This window comes from Bacillus sp. 03113, assembly GCF_006546985.1.
Lineage (GTDB): Bacteria > Bacillota > Bacilli > Bacillales > Cytobacillaceae > VATK01.
The window spans coordinates 23843-42831 of sequence record NZ_VATK01000006.1 but is presented as its reverse complement, the minus strand read 5'-3'; the positions used below and the strand labels follow the sequence as shown (position 1 = coordinate 42831).

Genomic DNA, 18989 nt, shown 5'->3' with positions numbered 1-18989 from the left:
AGGCTTGTAGAAAAACTTATTAGGAAAGCGATGTTGAATTAAATAATCCATTCAATTTTCCCTTCCAATTTTTCACTATTTCTTTTTGTTTATTCCTATTGTCTGAGGGAGATACTAGCAATTAACAACAAGATATAGTTTCAGGAGGGAATGCGATGAGTTGGACGGGGATCGCTTTATTTATTCAGCTTTTTTTTGGGGTTGTGATAGGGCTTTATTTCTGGAATTTATTAAAAAACCAGAGATCACAAAAAATTTCAATTGATCGTGAGTCAAAAAAGGAAATGGATCAGCTTAAAAAGATGAGATCAATCTCATTGACTGAGCCTTTATCAGAAAGAGTTCGACCAACAAGCTTTAGCGATATTATTGGACAGGAGGATGGTATTAAATCATTAAAAGCAGCTTTATGTGGACCCAATCCTCAGCATGTCATTATATACGGACCTCCAGGAGTGGGCAAAACAGCAGCTGCTCGATTAGTATTGGAGGAAGCTAAAAAAAATAAGAAATCACCATTTCATCTATCGTCTGTTTTTATCGAGCTTGATGCGACTACAGCTAGATTCGATGAGAGAGGGATTGCAGATCCATTAATTGGTTCAGTTCATGACCCTATTTATCAAGGAGCAGGGGCTATGGGGCAAGCAGGGATTCCACAGCCGAAACAAGGAGCTGTGACGAATGCTCATGGAGGGGTATTGTTCATTGATGAAATTGGAGAGCTGCATCCAATTCAAATGAATAAATTATTAAAGGTATTAGAGGATAGAAAAGTATTTTTGGAAAGCGCTTATTATAGTGAAGAAAATACTCAGATTCCTACTCACATTCATGATATTTTTAAAAATGGACTGCCAGCAGATTTTAGATTAATAGGAGCAACCACACGAACCCCAAGCGAAATTCCTCCTGCCATTCGATCAAGATGTATGGAAGTGTTTTTTAGAGAATTAACGGAGGATGAAATAGCAAAGGTTGGGAAAAAAGCAGCTGAAAAAGTAAAAATGAATATAAGTGAAAAAGGGATACAAACACTCTCTTCTTATGCAAAAAATGGAAGGGAAGCTGTTAATATGATTCAAACATCAGCGGGCTTAGCGATTACAGACGATCGCAGCTTTATAAGGGATGAAGATATTGAATGGGTCATTCATTCAAGTCAGTTGACTCCAAGATTAGAAAGAAAAGTTCATTCCTTTTCTACAGTTGGGCTGGTCAATGGCTTGGCGGTTCAAGGTGCAAGCATGGGTACTTTATTGGAGATTGAGGTAACGGTTATACGAGCAAAAGACAAAGGGTCGATTAATATTACAGGAATTGTAGAAGAAGAAAGCATTGGAAACCAAGGTAAATCCATTCGGAGAAAAAGCATGGCAAAGGGATCAATTGAAAATGTGATAACGGTTCTGCGATCAATGGGTGTCCCAGCTGATGAATATGATATCCATGTTAATTTCCCAGGAGGAATCCCTATTGATGGCCCATCAGCGGGAATTGCCATGGCCACAGGAATATATTCTGCGATTTATAAAATCCCGATCGATCATCATATTGCTATGACAGGGGAGCTTAGTATACATGGAAATGTTAAAGCAATTGGCGGGGTATACGCGAAAGTCCAAGCAGCAAAAAAGGCAGGTGCAACAAGTGTTATAATCCCAAAAGAAAACATGCAAGGTATGCTTAAGGAAATAACCGACATTAACATTATTCCAGTTACACATCTTCATCAAGTTCTGGATCATGCTTTAGTTAAAAAATTTTCAGAAAACAAAACGATAACAGCTTCAGTTGAATTAACAAAAAAAGAAAGTATTTAAACAAGAAAAGCGGCCGATTAAAAACGCCACGTCCTGTGGCAACATCGGCACTCATACATCCTGTACGTCGGAAGCGCCTTGATCATCGTCGTACTAACTGGGGGTCTTCGACTGAGATAAAGGAAACACGATGAGCAAAAGCGAATCGATGTTGACTTATCGCAGGGAGAAGACCTGAAGTTTGATAGACGATAGGCGCTGTAGCTAGACACCAGTCGGAGTTCTGAAAACTTATATTTTCTTAACCAGCTAAAAGCTTCGTTTCGGTAAATATGACATCGAATCGAAGCTTTTTCGAAGGGATCAAATGAATAGGATATAGATATATTTCTTACTTCTAGTTATTAAGTAGGAAGGGAATAGTCATGTTGATAGACACTGGTTCATAAATAAGTTAGAATTGTACAAAGAATTATTCTTGTAATGGAAAGTAGATTTTCATTTTGGAGGTGCATTATGGAAGAAACGAAAGAAATTATTGTTCCCCTCCTGCCGCTTCGAGGTTTGCTTGTATATCCAACGATGGTCCTTCATCTTGACGTAGGGCGTGAAAAATCGGTTCAAGCTCTTGAAAAAGCAATGGTTGATGACCATTTAATTTTCTTAACCACTCAAAAAGATGTATCGATAGATGAACCATCAGAAGAGGATTTTTATAATATTGGAACATTATCAAAAGTAAAACAAATGTTAAAGCTTCCGAACGGTACTATTCGTGTATTAGTAGAGGGACTGAATAGAGCTGAAATCATTGATCTCGTTGAAGAAAATAATTATTATGTTGCGAGCTTGAAATTATTTGAAGATCGTACAACAAAAGACGCAGAAGATCAGGCGCTTATGCGAACGATGCTCGAATATTTTGAACAGTACATAAAAATTTCTAAGAAAGTGTCAGCTGAAACGTATGCTTCTGTTACAGATATTGAAGAGCCTGGTCGTATGGCAGATATAATTTCTACACATTTGCCATTAAAGCTTAAAGAAAAGCAAGAAATATTAGAAACACTTGATATTAAAAAGCGGATGAATTTAGTTCTTGAAATTATTCATAATGAAAAAGAAGTCGTTAATCTTGAGAAAAAAATTGGTCAACGCGTCAAAAAATCAATGGAAAGAACACAAAAAGAATATTACTTACGTGAACAAATGAAAGCTATTCAAAAAGAGCTTGGTGATAAGGAAGGAAAAAGCAGTGAAATTGCAACTTTAACTGAAAAAATTGAGGCTGCTGGAATGACAGAAGAGGTAAAGAAAACAGCCTTAAAGGAATTAGAAAGATATGAAAAAATCCCAACAAGCTCTGCGGAAAGCTCAGTAATCCGCAACTATATTGAATGGCTTATCTCATTGCCGTGGACAAAGACAACAGAAGATGATTTGAATATTCACAAGGCTGAAAGAATTTTAAATAAAGAACATTACGGTCTAGAGAAGGTAAAAGAACGTGTTCTTGAATATTTGGCTGTTCAAAAATTAACTGATTCATTAAAAGGGCCTATTCTTTGTTTGGCTGGACCTCCTGGTGTGGGAAAAACAAGCTTGGCTCGTTCCATTGCAACCTCATTGAATCGCCATTTTGTTCGTGTTTCGCTTGGTGGGGTTAGAGATGAATCTGAAATTAGAGGACATCGAAGAACATATGTTGGAGCCATGCCAGGCCGGATTATTCAAGGAATGAAAAAAGCTGGAACGATTAATCCTGTATTTCTTTTAGATGAAATCGATAAGATGTCAAATGATTTTAGAGGAGACCCTTCAGCTGCTATGCTTGAGGTCTTAGATCCAGAGCAAAATCATCATTTTAGCGATCATTATATTGAAGAATCTTATGATTTATCGAAGGTGATGTTTATTGCTACTGCAAATAATTTGGCGACAATTCCTGGTCCATTACGAGATCGGATGGAAATCATTACGATTTCTGGTTATACAGAATTAGAAAAAATTCATATTGCTAAAGACCACTTGCTTCCAAAGCAAATTGCAGAGCATGGACTTAAAAAAACACAGTTGCAAATTCGCGAGGATGGTATTCAACAGATCGTAAGGTACTATACAAGAGAAGCCGGAGTTCGTAGTTTAGAACGCCAATTAGCAACAATTTGCCGAAAAACAGCCAAAATCATTGTCTCTGGAAAGAAAAAAAAGGTCATCATCACAGAAAACAATGTAGAGGAATTTTTAGGCAAGCGTCGATTCAGATATGGGCAGGCTGAATTAGAGGATCAAGTTGGAGTAGCAACTGGGCTTGCCTATACGACTGTTGGTGGAGATACTCTTCAAATAGAAGTTTCTCTCTCACCAGGAAAAGGTAAATTAGTTTTAACTGGTAAACTTGGAGATGTAATGAAGGAATCTGCACAGGCTGCATTTAGCTATATACGATCAAAAGCGGATGAGCTCGGAATTGATCCTAATTTCCATGAAAAATATGATATTCATATTCATGTTCCAGAAGGTGCTGTTCCAAAGGATGGTCCATCAGCTGGAATTACAATGGCAACTGCACTTGTGTCTGCCCTCTCAGGGAAACCAATTCGCAAAGAGGTTGGCATGACTGGAGAAATTACACTGCGGGGAAGAGTACTTCCTATTGGTGGATTAAAAGAAAAAACATTAAGTGCTCATAGAGCAGGGTTAACAAAAATTATTCTACCAAGGGATAATGAAAAGGACATAGATGATATACCTGAAAGTGTCCGTGACGATTTAGAATTTGTTCTTGTCTCACATGTTGATGAAGTTCTGAAGCACGCATTGAACGGGAGTGCGCATCATTGAAAATAACTAGTGCGGAAATAGTAATTAGTGCGGTAAGGCCAAATCAGTATCCTGAGACGGCCTTGCCTGAATTTGCTTTAGCTGGGCGTTCAAATGTGGGTAAATCCTCTTTTATAAATAAAATGCTAGGTCGGAAAAGCTTAGCAAGGATTTCTTCAAAGCCTGGTAAAACTCAAACATTGAACTTTTACTTAATTAATGAAAAATTGCATTTTGTTGATGTTCCGGGATACGGCTATGCAAAGGTTTCTAAAAAGGAACGGGAAGCATGGGGGAAAATGATTGAAACGTACTTAACATCGAGAGAGCAGTTACGGGCGGTTGTCCTCTTAACGGATGTTCGTCATCCTCCTACTGCGGATGATCTGATGATGTACGAGTTTTTAAAGCATTATGGTTTAAGGTGCATTATCATTGCCACAAAAGCGGATAAAATTCCTAAGTCCAAATGGCAAAAGCATTTAAAGACTACGAGGGAAACATTAAATCTTGACCCTGAAGATCACCTAATCCTTTTTTCATCAGAAACGGGACTAGGCAGAGATCAAGTATGGAAGATTTTTGAAAGCTATATGGTATAGAAAAGCGGAAGCGCCTTGATCATCGACGTACAAACTGGAGGGACTTCGACTGAGATAAAGGATACACGATGAGCGATAGTGAATCGATGTTGACTTATCGTAGGGAGGAGGCCTGAAGTTTGATAGTCGATAGGCGCTGTAGCTAGAACATTAAAACAAGCCTGGCGGATTTCCGTCAGGCTTGTTTTAATGTTCTTGTTATTTTCTTTTTATAAATAGTAGATATATGCCAGCTAGGAAGCAAAATCCTGGTACGAAGTATTTTACATCTATGATACTATTTTTTAAAAACGTTAGACGATTGATAATATCATCGTAAAAAAGCAAAATTATGGATAAAATAAGGAAGAGAACGCCTTGGAAGGATCCCGATCCCGATTTTTGACTTCTTAGAAGAAAGCCTAATGCGATAATGAAAATAAACATTCCAATTTGATCAGGCCAGATGCTGATTCGATTGACTAGATGAAAATGTAAGCCAAATCCAGTTAGTATAACCCCGGGAAGAATAGAATCGGCATTTTTTGAACCATAGCCTTGAAATAAAAAAGCAATTCCTACAATGATTAATAGAGTAGGCCATGTGAAGTACGGTTGTAGCATTGTAAAAGTTGATTGCTGTAGAAAAATATAGGCTCCAAAGCCTAATAATATAATTCCAGCAAAAACCCTCTGAGTTTTCATATATTATCACCACTTCCAGTAAGCTATACTTGAATATGCCTGTAATTTTTGATACTGTACAGAAGAAAGTGATTTTGAAATTTCTTCTGTCTTCAATCATATATCTTATCATATGAATTCATCAATTGTTCATATTTTTTCATAAAAGTAAAATAGCAAAATGGTATAATAAAATGAGGTTATTTGCAACTTTTTTTGGGGGGTGTAAAGGTCATGCATATCATTGTAGTTGGTTTAAATTATAAAACGGCCCCTGTCGAAATTCGTGAACGATTAACATTTAATCCGTTGGAATTAGGAAACGCCATGAAGCAATTAAAGGATCAAAAAAGCATCCTTGAAAATATCATCCTATCTACCTGTAATCGTACTGAAATCTATGCAGTTGTGGACCAATTGCATACTGGTCGGTACTATGTCAAAGAGTTTCTATCGAATTGGTTTGGAATCGAGCAAAATGAATTTTCACCTTATTTGTTTATTTATGAACAGGATGGAGCGGTTGAACATTTATTCAATGTAGCATGCGGATTAAATTCCATGGTTCTAGGAGAAACACAAATTTTAGGACAGGTCCGGACAAGCTTTCTATTTGCACAAGAACAAAACACTATTGGCACTGTGTTTAATCAACTTTTTAAGCAAGCGATTACCCTTGCAAAAAAAGCTCATTCTGAAACAGAGATTGGGGCTAATGCTGTTTCTGTCAGCTATGCGGCAGTAGAGCTTGCCAAAAAGATTTTTGGTTCATTAGAGGAAAAGCATGTTCTCGTTATCGGAGCAGGAAAAATGGGTGAATTGGCTATTCAAAATCTTCAAAGCAATGGAGCTAAGCAAGTTACCGTCATTAATCGAACGCTTGAAAAAGCTCAAGCACTGGCGAATAGATTTGCTGGAGAAGCAAAGTCTCTCGATGAATTACAATGTGCCTTAATGGATGCAGATATTCTGATTAGCTCAACTGGTGCGAAGAACTACGTAATCACAAAAGAAATGATGGCTTGTTTAGAGAGCGGGCGTCGTGGGAAGCCTATTTTTATGGTGGACATTGCTGTACCTCGCGATCTCGATCCGCGTCTTGTTGAGCTTGAAAGTGTCTTTCTTTATGATATCGATGATTTAGAGGGAATTGTAGAAGCAAATTTGCAAGAACGGAAAAAAGAAGCAGAAAAAATTAGGATCATGATCGAAGCTGAAATCGTTGAGTTTAATCAGTGGTTAAATATGCTTGGAGTCGTGCCTGTGATTTTTGCTTTACGTAAAAAAGCACTCGCTATACAATCGGAAACGATGAACAGTATTGAAAGAAAGCTCCCTAATTTAAGTGAGCGTGATAGAAAGCTTTTGAATAAGCATACAAAAAGCATCATCAATCAGCTGTTAAAAGATCCAATTTTGCAGGCAAAAGAATTAGCAGCTGAAAAAGATGCAAAGCAATCGTTAGAGTTATTTATGAAAATTTTTAATATTGAGGACCTCGTTCAAGAAATACAAGAAATGAAAGAAGCCGAGTCAGGAAACGTTTCAATCCCAATTCAAGCTTCCTTTCAACCGTAAGAGAGGGTGCTCAAGTGGTTGATTTATATATGACGAGGCTTCACGAACTAACTGTGGTTCTATATGCCTTATCTGTCCTGTTATATTTCATTGATTTTTTGCATAATAACCGGAAGGCCAATAAAGCTGCTTTCTGGTTACTTGCAGTTGTTTGGATTTTACAATCGGTCTTTTTCTTTATGTATATGGTGACGACCAATAGATTTCCTGTCCTGACGATACTTGAAGGGCTCTATTTCTATGCATGGGTGTTAATAACCTTATCACTAGCGATTAATCGGGTACTGAAAGTAGATTTTATCGTCTTTTTTACAAATATTCTTGGTTTTATGATTATGGCCATTCATACTTTTGCTCCTGTTCAGACTCATACGAATGTGATAGCCCAGAAATTGATGTCTGAGCTTTTGCTCATCCATATTACAATCTCTATACTATCTTATGGAGCCTTTTCCATATCCTTTGTCTTCTCATTTCTTTACCTTCTTCAATATGATTTATTAAAAAGGAAAAAATGGGGAAAGCACCTTATTCGAATACCTGATCTGGCAAGGCTTGAGCGAATTTCTTATGTATTCAATCTTATCGGCTTTCCACTCCTGTTAGTCGGAATCATTTTAGGTGTACAATGGGCTTATATAAAAGTTCCGGATTTAACTTGGTATGATGCAAAAATTCTCGGTTCTTTTTTTGTTGTTATTATTTATAGCATTCTTTTTTATTTGTATAAGAAAAAAGGGTGGAGTGGCAAAAATTTAGCTTTATGGAATGTTGCTGCTTTTTTAATATTATTAATAAACTTTTTTCTAATTGGAAAGCTCTCTACTTTTCATTTCTGGGTTTCATAGAAAAATGCTTTTTTAGAATTTGCAGGAGGAATTTTATGAGGAAAATTGTTGTAGGATCTAGGAAAAGTAAATTAGCGTTAACACAAACACAATGGGTCATTGATCAGTTAAAGCTGCTAGATGATTCGATTGATTTTGAAATCAAAGAAATGGTTACGAAAGGCGATCGTATCTTAGATGTCACACTTGCTAAAGTTGGAGGAAAAGGCCTTTTTGTGAAGGAAATTGAACAAGCTATGCTGAATAAAGAAATTGATATGGCTGTTCATAGTATGAAGGATATGCCAGCGATATTACCTAATGGTTTGATGATTGGTTCGATTCCCATCCGAGAAGATCATCGAGATGCGCTTATTTCTAAAAATCATATCCGTCTTAATGATTTAAAAAGTGGTGCCATTATCGGAACAAGCAGTCTTCGTCGAGCATCTCAAATATTAGCTCTACGTCCTGATTTAGAAATTAAATGGATAAGAGGGAATATCGATACTCGTTTAAAGAAATTAAACACAGAAGAATATGATGCCATTATTTTAGCAGCTGCTGGACTGGCAAGAATGGGCTGGACCTCTGATGTCGTGACGGAGTTTTTGGAACCAGAGATTTGTTTACCTGCTGTTGGTCAAGGAGCTTTAGCCATCGAATGCCGTGAAAATGATGAAGAGCTATTAACGCTCTTAAGAAAGCTTTCGTGTGACCTAACAGCCAAAGCCGTTACAGCTGAACGAGCGTTTCTGCAAAAAATGGAAGGCGGCTGTCAAGTTCCTATTGCTGGATTTGCGCAATTTGATAAAAATGGAGAGCTGCAATTAACAGCATTGGTCGCTTCTTCAGATGGGAAAATAGTTTTAAAAGAAACGATAAAGGGAAAAAACCCAGAGGAGCTTGGATTGTTAGCTGCGGAGCGATTGATTCAGAAGGGTGCGAGAGACTTAATAAAAATGGTTAAAGAGGATTGATAGAGATGATCACTTCACTCCCTTTAAAAGGAAAAAAGGTACTTATACCTAGAGGAAAAAAAGAGGCAAGTTCAACTTCAAAGCAAATTATTAAATATGGAGGAATACCAGTTGAGATTCCTCTTATCGCATTCAAGCCCGTCCCTTTATCAGAAGAAATAAGCAAATGTTTCATGCAGCTACATACATATGATTGGATTATTTTCACTAGTAAAATGGCTGTTAAATCTTTTTTCTCATTGCTGGAGACGCATCAGCCTAACACTTTTCCAAAAATCGCTGTGATTGGAGAAAAAACAAAAAAGGTACTGGAAAACAGAGGGTATAAGGCAAATTTTATGCCTTCTAAATACGTCGCAGAAATGTTTGTAGATGAATTCTCAAACGTAATTCAGCCAGGTGAAAGGGTATTAATTCCCAAAGGAAATCTTGCAAGAGATCTTATTTACCACTCCCTTCAAATAAAAGGGGCAAGTGTAGATGAAGTGATTGTCTATATCAACTATTTTCCAGAGGAAAGCCAAGAAAAGCTTGCTAAGATGCTGAAGGAAAAAGAGCTTGATATTCTCGTATTTACAAGTTCATCGACAGTGGATCATTTTATGAAGGTAGCAAAAGAATATTCACTCATAAATGAGTGTGATCAATGTATCACTGCCTGCATCGGACCTATTACAAAAAAACGAATGGAACACTATGGTCTGAGTGTAGATGTTATGCCTTCCATCTACACTGTGGATGGGATGCTGAAAAGTATTATTAACTATATAGACAATTCGTTAGGAGGAGAACAAAAATGAAGGGATCATTTACTCGTCATAGACGATTGCGACAATCTGCTAATATGCGTGCATTAGTTCGTGAAACACATTTACATACAGAGGATTTTATTTATCCGATTTTTGTTGCAGAAGGAAAAAATATTAAAGTGGAAGTGCCATCTATGCCGGGTGTTTTTCAATTATCCATTGATCATCTAACTGAGGAAATGGATGAAGTCGTTTCATTAGGCATAAAATCTGTTTTACTATTTGGGATCCCAATTGAAAAGGATGAATGCGGAAAAGAAGCGTACCATGATCATGGGATCGTTCAAGAAGCAACTCGATTTATTAAACAAAACTATCCTGATGTCATTGTCATTGCAGATACTTGTTTATGTGAATATACAAGTCATGGCCATTGCGGTGTTATTGAAAATGGCAAAGTACTAAATGACCCTTCTCTCGAGCTGTTAGTGAAAACAGCTGTTAGCCAAGCGAGTGCTGGAGCTGATATTATCGCTCCATCAAATATGATGGACGGCTTTGTTGCAGCGATTAGAGCAGGCTTAGATAAAGCAGGTTTTGAAGAAACGCCGATTATGTCTTATGCCGTTAAGTATTCCTCTGCCTTTTATGGACCTTTCCGCGATGCTGCCGATAGTGCGCCGCAATTTGGTGATCGAAAAGCTTATCAAATGGATCCAGCCAATCGGTTGGAAGCTTTTCGAGAAGCGGAATCAGACGTTTCAGAAGGAGCCGATTTCCTCATCGTCAAGCCAGGAATGCCGTATTTAGATATTGTTAGAGATGTGAAAAATCATTTTCATGTGCCAGTTGTTATTTACAATGTAAGCGGCGAGTACTCTATGGTGAAGGCAGCTGCTCAAAATGGCTGGATTGAAGAGAAAAAAATCGTACTTGAAATGCTTGTCGGTATGAAAAGGGCTGGAGCTGACTTAATTATTACTTATTTTGCGAAAGATGCCGTTCGCTGGTTAAATGAACAAGCATAATCTACAAAGGGAAAAGAGGGATAATATGAGGTCGTATGATTCTTCGGTAGAAGCATACAAGGAAGCAATTCAGTTAATGCCTGGCGGTGTCAATAGTCCTGTCAGAGCGTTTAAATCGGTTCACATGGATCCCATTTTTATGGATCGTGGAAAAGGATCGAAAATAGTGGACGTTGATGGAAATGAATATATCGATTACGTTCTTTCTTGGGGTCCGCTTATTTTAGGACATGCTGATGATCAAGTAGTAGAAGCAATCAAAAAAGTAGTGGAGAAGGGGACGAGCTTTGGAGCTCCAACTCTGATTGAAAATAAGCTTGCGAAGCTTGTGCAAGAAAGGGTACCTTCTATTGAAATTATTCGCATGGTTTCATCAGGAACAGAAGCAACCATGAGTGCGCTTCGGCTAGCGCGCGGATATACTGGGCGAAATAAAATTATTAAGTTTGAAGGCTCTTATCATGGACATGGAGATTCTTTATTAATTAAAGCGGGATCTGGAGTAGCTACACTAGGTTTGCCGGACAGTCCAGGAGTGCCAGAAGGAGTCGCCAAAAACACGATTACGGTCCCATATAATGATCTTAAAGCTGTCAAATTTGCTTTTGAGCAGTATGGAAACGACATTGCCTGTGTAATCGTAGAGCCTGTTGCTGGTAATATGGGCGTCGTGCCTCCATTACCAGGCTTTTTAGAAGGCTTAAGAGAGCTGACAACTGAATTTGGTTCGTTATTAATCTTTGATGAGGTAATGACGGGTTTTAGAGTTGATTACCATTGTGCTCAAGGATTTTTCAATATCACACCTGATCTAACATGTCTCGGCAAAGTAATTGGTGGAGGTCTTCCGGTAGGTGCCTATGGCGGAAAAGCTGAAATTATGTCACAAGTTGCACCAAGTGGTCCGATCTATCAAGCAGGCACTTTATCAGGGAATCCACTCGCAATGACAGCTGGTTATGAAACCCTGCGTCAGCTAACCCCTGACACATACAAGGAGTTTACTCGTAAAGGAGATATTCTAGAAAAGGGATTAACTGAAAAAGCAGCCAAGTATCAGGTTCCTCTTACTGTTAATCGTGCAGGCTCCATGATTGGATTCTTCTTTACGAATGAAAAAGTATTTAATTATGAAAAAGCAAAAACCTCTAATTTAGAATTCTTCGCGTCGTTTTACCAAGAAATGGCGAATCAAGGTATTTTCTTGCCGCCGTCTCAGTTTGAAGGGTTATTTTTATCAACCGCACATTCGGATGAAGATATAGCAAAAACACTGAATGCTGTTGATGTGGCTTTTTCAAAGCTTAAATAATTGAACTTGAAAACACACTTTTCCAATTGAGAAAAGTGTGTTTTTGTATATAATTATTAATAAGTGTCCTTCGGTATTAGGATTTTAGCTTAGGAGGAATATGAATGGATGGGGAAAAAATCTTGATTGTAGATGATGATGATGACATCAAAGAAGTATTAAGTTTGTATTTACATAAAGAAGGTTTTCAAATTTTTTGCGCATACAATGGAAATGAAGCTTTAAAAATAATCGATACGAAAGCACCAGATCTAATCTTCCTTGATATTGTTCTTCCGGATCTTGACGGATTTGAAATTTGTCAGCTAATAAGAAAGAAAACGGATGTTCCAATCATATTTCTAAGTGGAAAGCAAGACGATATCGACACAATACTTGGATTAAGAATTGGCGGAGACGATTATGTAACTAAACCTTTTCATCCAGGTGTGTTAATTGCTCGTATAAAAGCACACTTAAGGAGAAGCCGACAAAACCAATTAAAGCAAATGAAGAGCAAAGAAACAGATCAGATGGATCGTTTATTAAAATTTCCTGACTTAACGATTGACACTAAAAGCTGTGTTGTAAAGAAAAATCAGCATACGATTATACTTTCCGCAAAAGAATATCGCTTATTGTGTTTGTTAGCTAAAAATCCCGATCAGGTTTATCAAGTTGAGCAATTATTTCAGCTTATCTGGGGTGAAGATAGCTTAGGGGATTACCGAACAGTCATGGTGCATATTAGCAACTTAAGAAAGAAAATAGAATATGATCCTTCAAATCCTATTTATATTAAAACGGTTAGAGGAATTGGATATAAATTTAACGGTTTTCAAGATTTGTAAAACGTTGTTTTTGTAAAAATTCTCTAACCTCTGTTTTTGATAGTCCTAGACTTTTTGCTTGCATAATAAGAAGGTACCATTCTAGATCAAGATGTTGTTCTAAATTATTGATATTAGTTGTTACTAATTGAGTATTTTCAGCAAGCTTTTTCATTTTTACCCCCATTAATGATAAATTCTATTAATAGAATAATAGAAATTTTATAAATTCCGTATAAATCCACCTTAAGTTTTGTTAAAGTTTTGAATTTATCCCGCATTAACGGTCAGTAAGACCCCACCTCAAGGTTATGAGTGTAAATAAGATATTCTAGGTGGGGGATAACTGACCGTAAAAGCCCGACGACGGACAGGACGTCCTAGTCAGGCGAATGCCACATGATGTGGCATATATGAGCGTGATTAGTGAAATAAGACTTTTCTTTGGGCTTCAGCCCTTAGAAAAGTCAATCAGGCTCGGCGTGAATAACCATCAGTGGGGGATGAAGCAGACAAAAGAGCGAGATCCTGTCGCATTGTCTGCACTAGTACTTCCTGTATGTCGGAAAACCCCCACTGATTGAAGTTACACTTTATCGTAAGGAATGAAGATAAATGTTAAATTTAATTGGCTATAAAATAGATAAATTAATAGAGTCAAACACATTTTGGACATTTTACTCAGCCTCCACTGTTATTGATAATAGTAAAGTTATCATTAGATTGTTAAATCCGCGTTATACAGATATTTATCAATCAGATGATTTAAAAAAGGAATTTCAATTAGTATCAACGTTTCAATTTCCTGCAAATATAACGCTATTGACATACGATGAAGAGAAAAACGGATTTTTTGTATATATGCCTTTTAATGCAAAGTCACTAGAAACATTATTATCTTTAAGGCCTGTAACCTTAACTGAATTTTTTGCTATTGCTCTGCAGTTGACAGAGATAATAATCAATATTCACTCCGAAAATATTTTGATACGGAATCTTCATCCAGCTAATATCCTCATTGATTTGAACAGTATACATATCGATTTAATTGGTTTGCATGAAGCCGTTGATTACCGTGAAATAAATGCATCTACAGCTGTAATAAAAGAAATAAATGATGTCAACCAGATTGCTTATTCTTCTCCAGAAATGACAGGTAGAATGGATAGAAAAGCTGATATTCGAACAGATCTATATGCCCTTGGGGTTATTTTCTATGAAATGCTTACCCAGACGCTACCTTTTATTAATAAAGACATCTCAGACCTAATCTATGCTCATTTTACAAAGATTCCTAAATCACCTACTGTTGTGAATTCACAAATACCTGAAAATTTATCAAATCTAATTTTAAAGCTACTATCGAAAATGCCTGAAGACAGATATCAAACCGCTAATGGTCTATTGTTTGATTTAAAAAAATGCGCAAAAGATTATAGTGAAACAGGGAATATTCAAGATTTTATTCTTGGAAGCTATGATCGGAAAGTATCAATAGAACAGACAATATATGGACGAAGTGGGGAGCTTAATCTCCTTTTTAATACTTATGAGAAAGTAAGAACGGGAAAGGTAGAAACTTTATTTATTTCTGGACCGTCTGGCTCTGGTAAAACGAGTCTTGTCAATCAATTGAAAATAATGACAGAAGAAAATGAAGGTTTTTTTCTTTCTGGTAAATTTGATCCGTTTTCAAAAAATACACCATTTGTTCCGATTACTCAAGCTTTTCAAACTTTTGTTAGAAAAATACTATCATCAGGTAAAAAAACGATTCAAGAATGGAACACCTTATTAATAAGCAAATTAGGAGAGCAAGTAAATGTACTTACTTCATTTATTCCTGAACTGGAGTGGATCATTGGTAAACAGCTACCACCAGATTATTTGTCCTCTATGGAGAGTCACACGCGATTTCTATTAACCTTTCAGTCCTTTATTCAGGTAATTGCCGAAAAAAACCCATTTGTCCTTTTTATTGATGATATTCAATGGGGAGATTCAGCCACTTTTGATTTACTTGAATATTTAATCAAAGCTCCTGAATTAAAAAATATCTTATTTATTTTCGCTTTCAGAAATGATAAGGAGTCTGGAAATATTGAGTTTGTTAAAAAACTTCAAACAGATATGCAAGAAAGTCACAGGTCTTACGTTCATATACCATTAACTCTCCTTCAAAAAGAAGATGTACAAACATGGATTTCCAAACAATATGAACTCTCTGCTTCTCAGATTAGTGATCTGTCATCTTATATTTATCATGTTACTTTTGGGAACCCTTTTTATATAAATCAGCTATTGCAAACTTTTGAATTTAATAGACTCGTTGAAACGCACCTTTCTGAAAAGGATAAGAAGATCAATTTAGAGCCTATGATTCAGCTGAACTTAAATGATAATGTCCTTGATTATTTAATGTTCATCATTAAGAAACAACCAGATGATTTACAAGTTCTTTTAAAAATAGCCTCCTGCTTTGGGAATGAACTGAACTTAGAAGATCTTTCAATTGTTCTTGGCCAAGCTAGTGAAAGTGTGAGAACACAGCTTTTCAAAGCGGTAGAAGAAGGTTTTATCATTCAAAAATTTTCTTCATTAGATCAAAACGAAAAAGGGAATCTACATTTTATTTTTATTCATGACAAGGTCCAACAGGCACTTTATCAAATGATGTCAACTTCTGAAAAAGAAAAGAATCATTTGAAAATTGGTCAGTTTTATGCTCAAAAGCTTCACACGCAAGCAGACCAAAGTGGTATTTTTAACGCTGTCGAGCACTTGAATTTTAGTAAGAGTATGTTAGATGAAAAAGAACGATTGCAATTATCGATTTTGAATAAAGAGGCGGGTGAAAAAGCTAAGCTTGCATCTGCTTTTGAATCAGCTTTGCAATATTTTCATAATGCAAGGGAGCTCCTTCCTAAAAACGCTTGGATTTATCACTATCCATTAACCTTTCAAATCTATATAGGCTTCGGTGAAACTGCTTATTTGAATAGACAGTTTGAAATATCGGAGCTTGCATTTAATCAATTACTTGAACAGGGAAAAACAATAGAGGAAAAGCTTGAAGTTTATAACTTGAAAATTATTTTATACAATTATTTATTTCGAGTCGAAGAGGCAGTTCGTACTGGAATTGAGGCACTAAAGCTAGGCGGTTGGAAAGTATCAAAAAATCCCCATAAGTTTACCATTCTTAAAGAGCTTTTATTAGTAAAATGGGGATTAACGAAAAAGAAAAATAAACACCTTTTGGAATTGCCAAAAATAAAGGAAAAACAAAAAAGATTAATGCTTCAAGTAATTAATAATATGAATGGTTCAGCATATCATGATGATCAAAATTTATCGGCCTTATTAATGCTTAAAGCATTTTCATACACGTTAAAATATGGAGATACAGACATTTCTGCGATTGTATATAATAACTATGCCTTAATTCAAAGTGCTGCTTTTGGAAACTTAGATAAAAGTGATGAATTTGGGAGACTGTCGATAGAACATGCAAAAAGAGAAGGAAAAAAGGGCATTTTAGCACAAGTGTATCTTGTGTATGGAATATTTATTAATCAATGGAAAAATCATACCCAGCATAATATTACCTACTTACAAAATTCTCAACAGTATAGTCTAGATTCAGGTAATCTTTTCTTGGCAAATGCGGTAAGTTCATTTATCCCTTTAATAAAGCTGATAAATGGAGATTCAATTGAAAATGTATTAGAAGAAGTAAAGAAGCAGTTTAAATTTGTAAAACGAATGGATCATAAGTTATCAATAGAATATCTTTATGAAATAGAGCATTGGCTCCAATTCTTGATGGATAAAGACTTTAAACCTAACTTTGACCTTCCTTTTTTTCAAGACAGTTCTTCAAATGAAATTATGCATTATACGTTACGATTGCAAATGGTGTATTTAATCAATGAAAAGGATCAAGCCGCACAATTAATAAAAAAATTAGAACCGTTGATCGACAATACTTTTCGTTTAGTCAATGCGCCAGAATACTATTTTTATCATACATTATGGGTATGCCGCTTTTATAGAGAGGCATCAAGAACAAAACAGAGAAAATATAAAAAAGCGCTCATGCATGATTTGAAAATCATGAAAAAATGGGCCGGATACTCGCCAGTAAATTATCAGCATAAATACTTAGCGATGAAAGCTGAAATTAGTTCTATCCTATTATTAAAGAGAAAGAACGAAGAATTTTTTGCACAAGCTATCCATTTGGCTCTGAAAAATGGTTTTGTTCAAGATGCAGCTATTATTAGCCAAAGTACAGCGGAGTTTTACTATGAAAAGGGACTTTCGAGATTAGGCAACATATTTATGAAAGATGCTTATGATCTATTTCATGCCTGGGGTGCTGTTAGAATTGCGGAAAAAATTTTAGAAAAATATCCAACTATTATAAAGGAATTTTCAGATATAAATAGGAAAAATAAACTTCCGGAAAGAATGGATGTAAAAGCTTTTGTTAAAGTCTCGCAAGCTTTATCCAGTGAAATAAAACTAGAGCAGCTCGTTAGAAACATGATGCAAATTTTAATGGAGAATGCAGGTGCAGAAAAAGGATTTTTACTAATAAAAGAAAAAAATGATCTTCAAAAAGTGATTAAAGGGAGTAATCAAAATGGAGTAAGTCTACTTGGAAATATTGAACTAGATGCCCTTAATAATGAATTAGCTGTGGAATTAATACATTACGTTAACACAACATTAGAGCCGATTGTTCTTGAAGATGCTGCAAATAAAGGACTGTTCACGAATGAATACTATATTAAAGCCTATAAGCCTAAATCCGTTCTCGCTTTTCCCATTTTGCATCAAAACCGTTTAATCGGAGTTTTGTATTTAGAAAACAATTTAATTACGCATGCCTTTACACAAGAAAGAATTGAAATTCTCTCATTATTGGCTTCTCAAGCAGCAATTTCTATTCAAAATGCTCAAATATATTCGATTCTTGAGGAAAAGGTTAAAGAAAGAACAATTGATTTAGAAAAAGCAAATCAACAACTTGAAGAAGAAAAGAAAAAAAGAAGTGAGCTTTTATCTAATATATCGCATGATTTGAAAACACCGATCACTTCTATTCAGGGCTATATTGAAGCGATTCTAGACGGTATAGTGGAAAATCCAAGACAGCAAAAGTTCTATTTAGAACGTAGTCTAATTCGTATTAAATCCTTAAATCGACTTATTCTTGATTTATTTGACTTATCACAGCTCGAGATGGGAAGTATTTCCTTTTCTTTTGAAGCTGTTACGATTAGCAAATTATTTATTCATATTACTGGTTTATTTGAATTAGATGTGAAGGCAAGAGGTCTAGAATATCAAGTTAGCATGCCAAATTTGAATGAACTAGAGTTTCCGCTGGTTTTTGCAGATCCTGTGAGAATAGAGCAAGTTGTTGCAAATTTAATATCCAATGCAATAAAGTTTACGCAAAAAGGTATTATTGAGCTTCGACTTGAAGTTAATAAGGATCAATCAGCTGTGACAATATTTGTAACTGATACTGGCTCTGGAATTGAACCAGAGGATACACAGAAGATTTTTGAACGGTCTTTCACAAAGAGAGGAAAATCTAATCAGGAAGGCTACGGATTAGGTCTTGCGATTTGTAAAGAAATCATAGATGCACATAATGGAAAGATCGGAGCCATGAGTCAAGTAGGCAGAGGAACGACCATATATATCAACCTCCCTATCATTGAGATGATTCAGGAATGATCCTTAGCGATTTCCACACTTTTCATACATAATCCTCATTATCATTTCATAGAGTGTTAATGACATAGTGATTAGACGTAAAGCTTGGAAGGGAGGAGTCG

13 protein-coding genes are annotated in these 18989 nt (G+C 36.1%); 11 read left to right on the top strand and 2 right to left on the bottom strand.

The window, feature by feature from the left end; genetic code table 11:
* The first annotated feature begins 155 nt into the window (after positions 1-155).
* From lonB to yihA, 3 genes are all read left to right on the top strand, one after another.
* Positions 156-1823, top strand: a complete 1668-nt coding sequence (lonB, locus tag FDO66_RS06715) for an ATP-dependent protease LonB (protein WP_141431875.1) — start codon at positions 156-158, stop codon at positions 1821-1823.
* A gap of 456 nt (positions 1824-2279) precedes the next feature.
* Positions 2280-4607 (top strand): endopeptidase La, encoded by a 2328-nt coding sequence (lon, locus tag FDO66_RS06710; RefSeq protein WP_141431874.1) that lies wholly within the window; start codon positions 2280-2282, stop codon positions 4605-4607.
* Positions 4604-5188, top strand: a complete 585-nt coding sequence (gene yihA, locus FDO66_RS06705; protein ID WP_141431873.1) for a ribosome biogenesis GTP-binding protein YihA/YsxC — start codon at positions 4604-4606, stop codon at positions 5186-5188. Before lon ends, yihA begins: the two co-directional genes overlap by 4 nt.
* Positions 5189-5386: 198 nt before the next feature.
* On the opposite strand, the gene FDO66_RS06700 is transcribed toward yihA, so the two are convergent.
* Positions 5387-5872: a LiaI-LiaF-like domain-containing protein gene (locus tag FDO66_RS06700; protein ID WP_141431872.1), complete on the bottom strand. Its 486-nt coding sequence runs from the start codon at positions 5870-5872 to the stop codon at positions 5387-5389.
* A 213-nt stretch (positions 5873-6085) separates the two neighbouring features.
* Here FDO66_RS06700 and hemA point away from each other — a divergent pair, with 213 nt between their 5' ends.
* From hemA to FDO66_RS06665, 7 genes are all read left to right on the top strand, one after another.
* The gene (gene hemA, locus FDO66_RS06695) at positions 6086-7429 is read left to right on the top strand and encodes a glutamyl-tRNA reductase (protein ID WP_141431871.1); all 1344 of its coding nucleotides are present in this window, start codon (positions 6086-6088) and stop codon (positions 7427-7429) included.
* Positions 7430-7443: 14 nt separating this feature from the next.
* Positions 7444-8277, top strand: a complete 834-nt coding sequence (locus FDO66_RS06690) for a cytochrome C assembly family protein (RefSeq protein ID WP_141431870.1) — start codon at positions 7444-7446, stop codon at positions 8275-8277.
* A gap of 35 nt (positions 8278-8312) precedes the next feature.
* Positions 8313-9236: a hydroxymethylbilane synthase gene (hemC, locus tag FDO66_RS06685; RefSeq protein WP_141431869.1), complete on the top strand. Its 924-nt coding sequence runs from the start codon at positions 8313-8315 to the stop codon at positions 9234-9236.
* 5 nt (positions 9237-9241) lie between these two features.
* Entirely contained in the window at positions 9242-10036 is a 795-nt protein-coding gene (locus FDO66_RS06680) for a uroporphyrinogen-III synthase (protein WP_141431868.1), read from the top strand.
* Entirely contained in the window at positions 10033-11013 is a 981-nt protein-coding gene (gene hemB / locus FDO66_RS06675; protein WP_141431867.1) for a porphobilinogen synthase, read from the top strand. Before FDO66_RS06680 ends, hemB begins: the two co-directional genes overlap by 4 nt.
* A 25-nt stretch (positions 11014-11038) precedes the next feature.
* On the top strand, positions 11039-12325 hold the full coding sequence (gene hemL / locus FDO66_RS06670; RefSeq protein WP_141431866.1) for a glutamate-1-semialdehyde 2,1-aminomutase: 1287 nt from the start codon (positions 11039-11041) through the stop codon (positions 12323-12325).
* 104 nt (positions 12326-12429) lie between these two features.
* Positions 12430-13155, top strand: coding sequence for a response regulator transcription factor (locus tag FDO66_RS06665; RefSeq protein WP_141431865.1), 726 nt, complete (start codon positions 12430-12432; stop codon positions 13153-13155).
* On the opposite strand, the gene FDO66_RS06660 is transcribed toward FDO66_RS06665, so the two are convergent.
* Positions 13133-13309, bottom strand: a complete 177-nt coding sequence (locus FDO66_RS06660; RefSeq protein WP_141431864.1) for an anti-repressor SinI family protein — start codon at positions 13307-13309, stop codon at positions 13133-13135. The genes FDO66_RS06665 and FDO66_RS06660 overlap by 23 nt on opposite strands.
* Positions 13310-13749: 440 nt before the next feature.
* Between FDO66_RS06660 and FDO66_RS06655 the strand changes: the two genes are divergently transcribed.
* Positions 13750-18888, top strand: coding sequence for an AAA family ATPase (locus FDO66_RS06655; RefSeq protein ID WP_141431863.1), 5139 nt, complete (start codon positions 13750-13752; stop codon positions 18886-18888).
* Positions 18889-18989 lie beyond the last annotated feature (101 nt).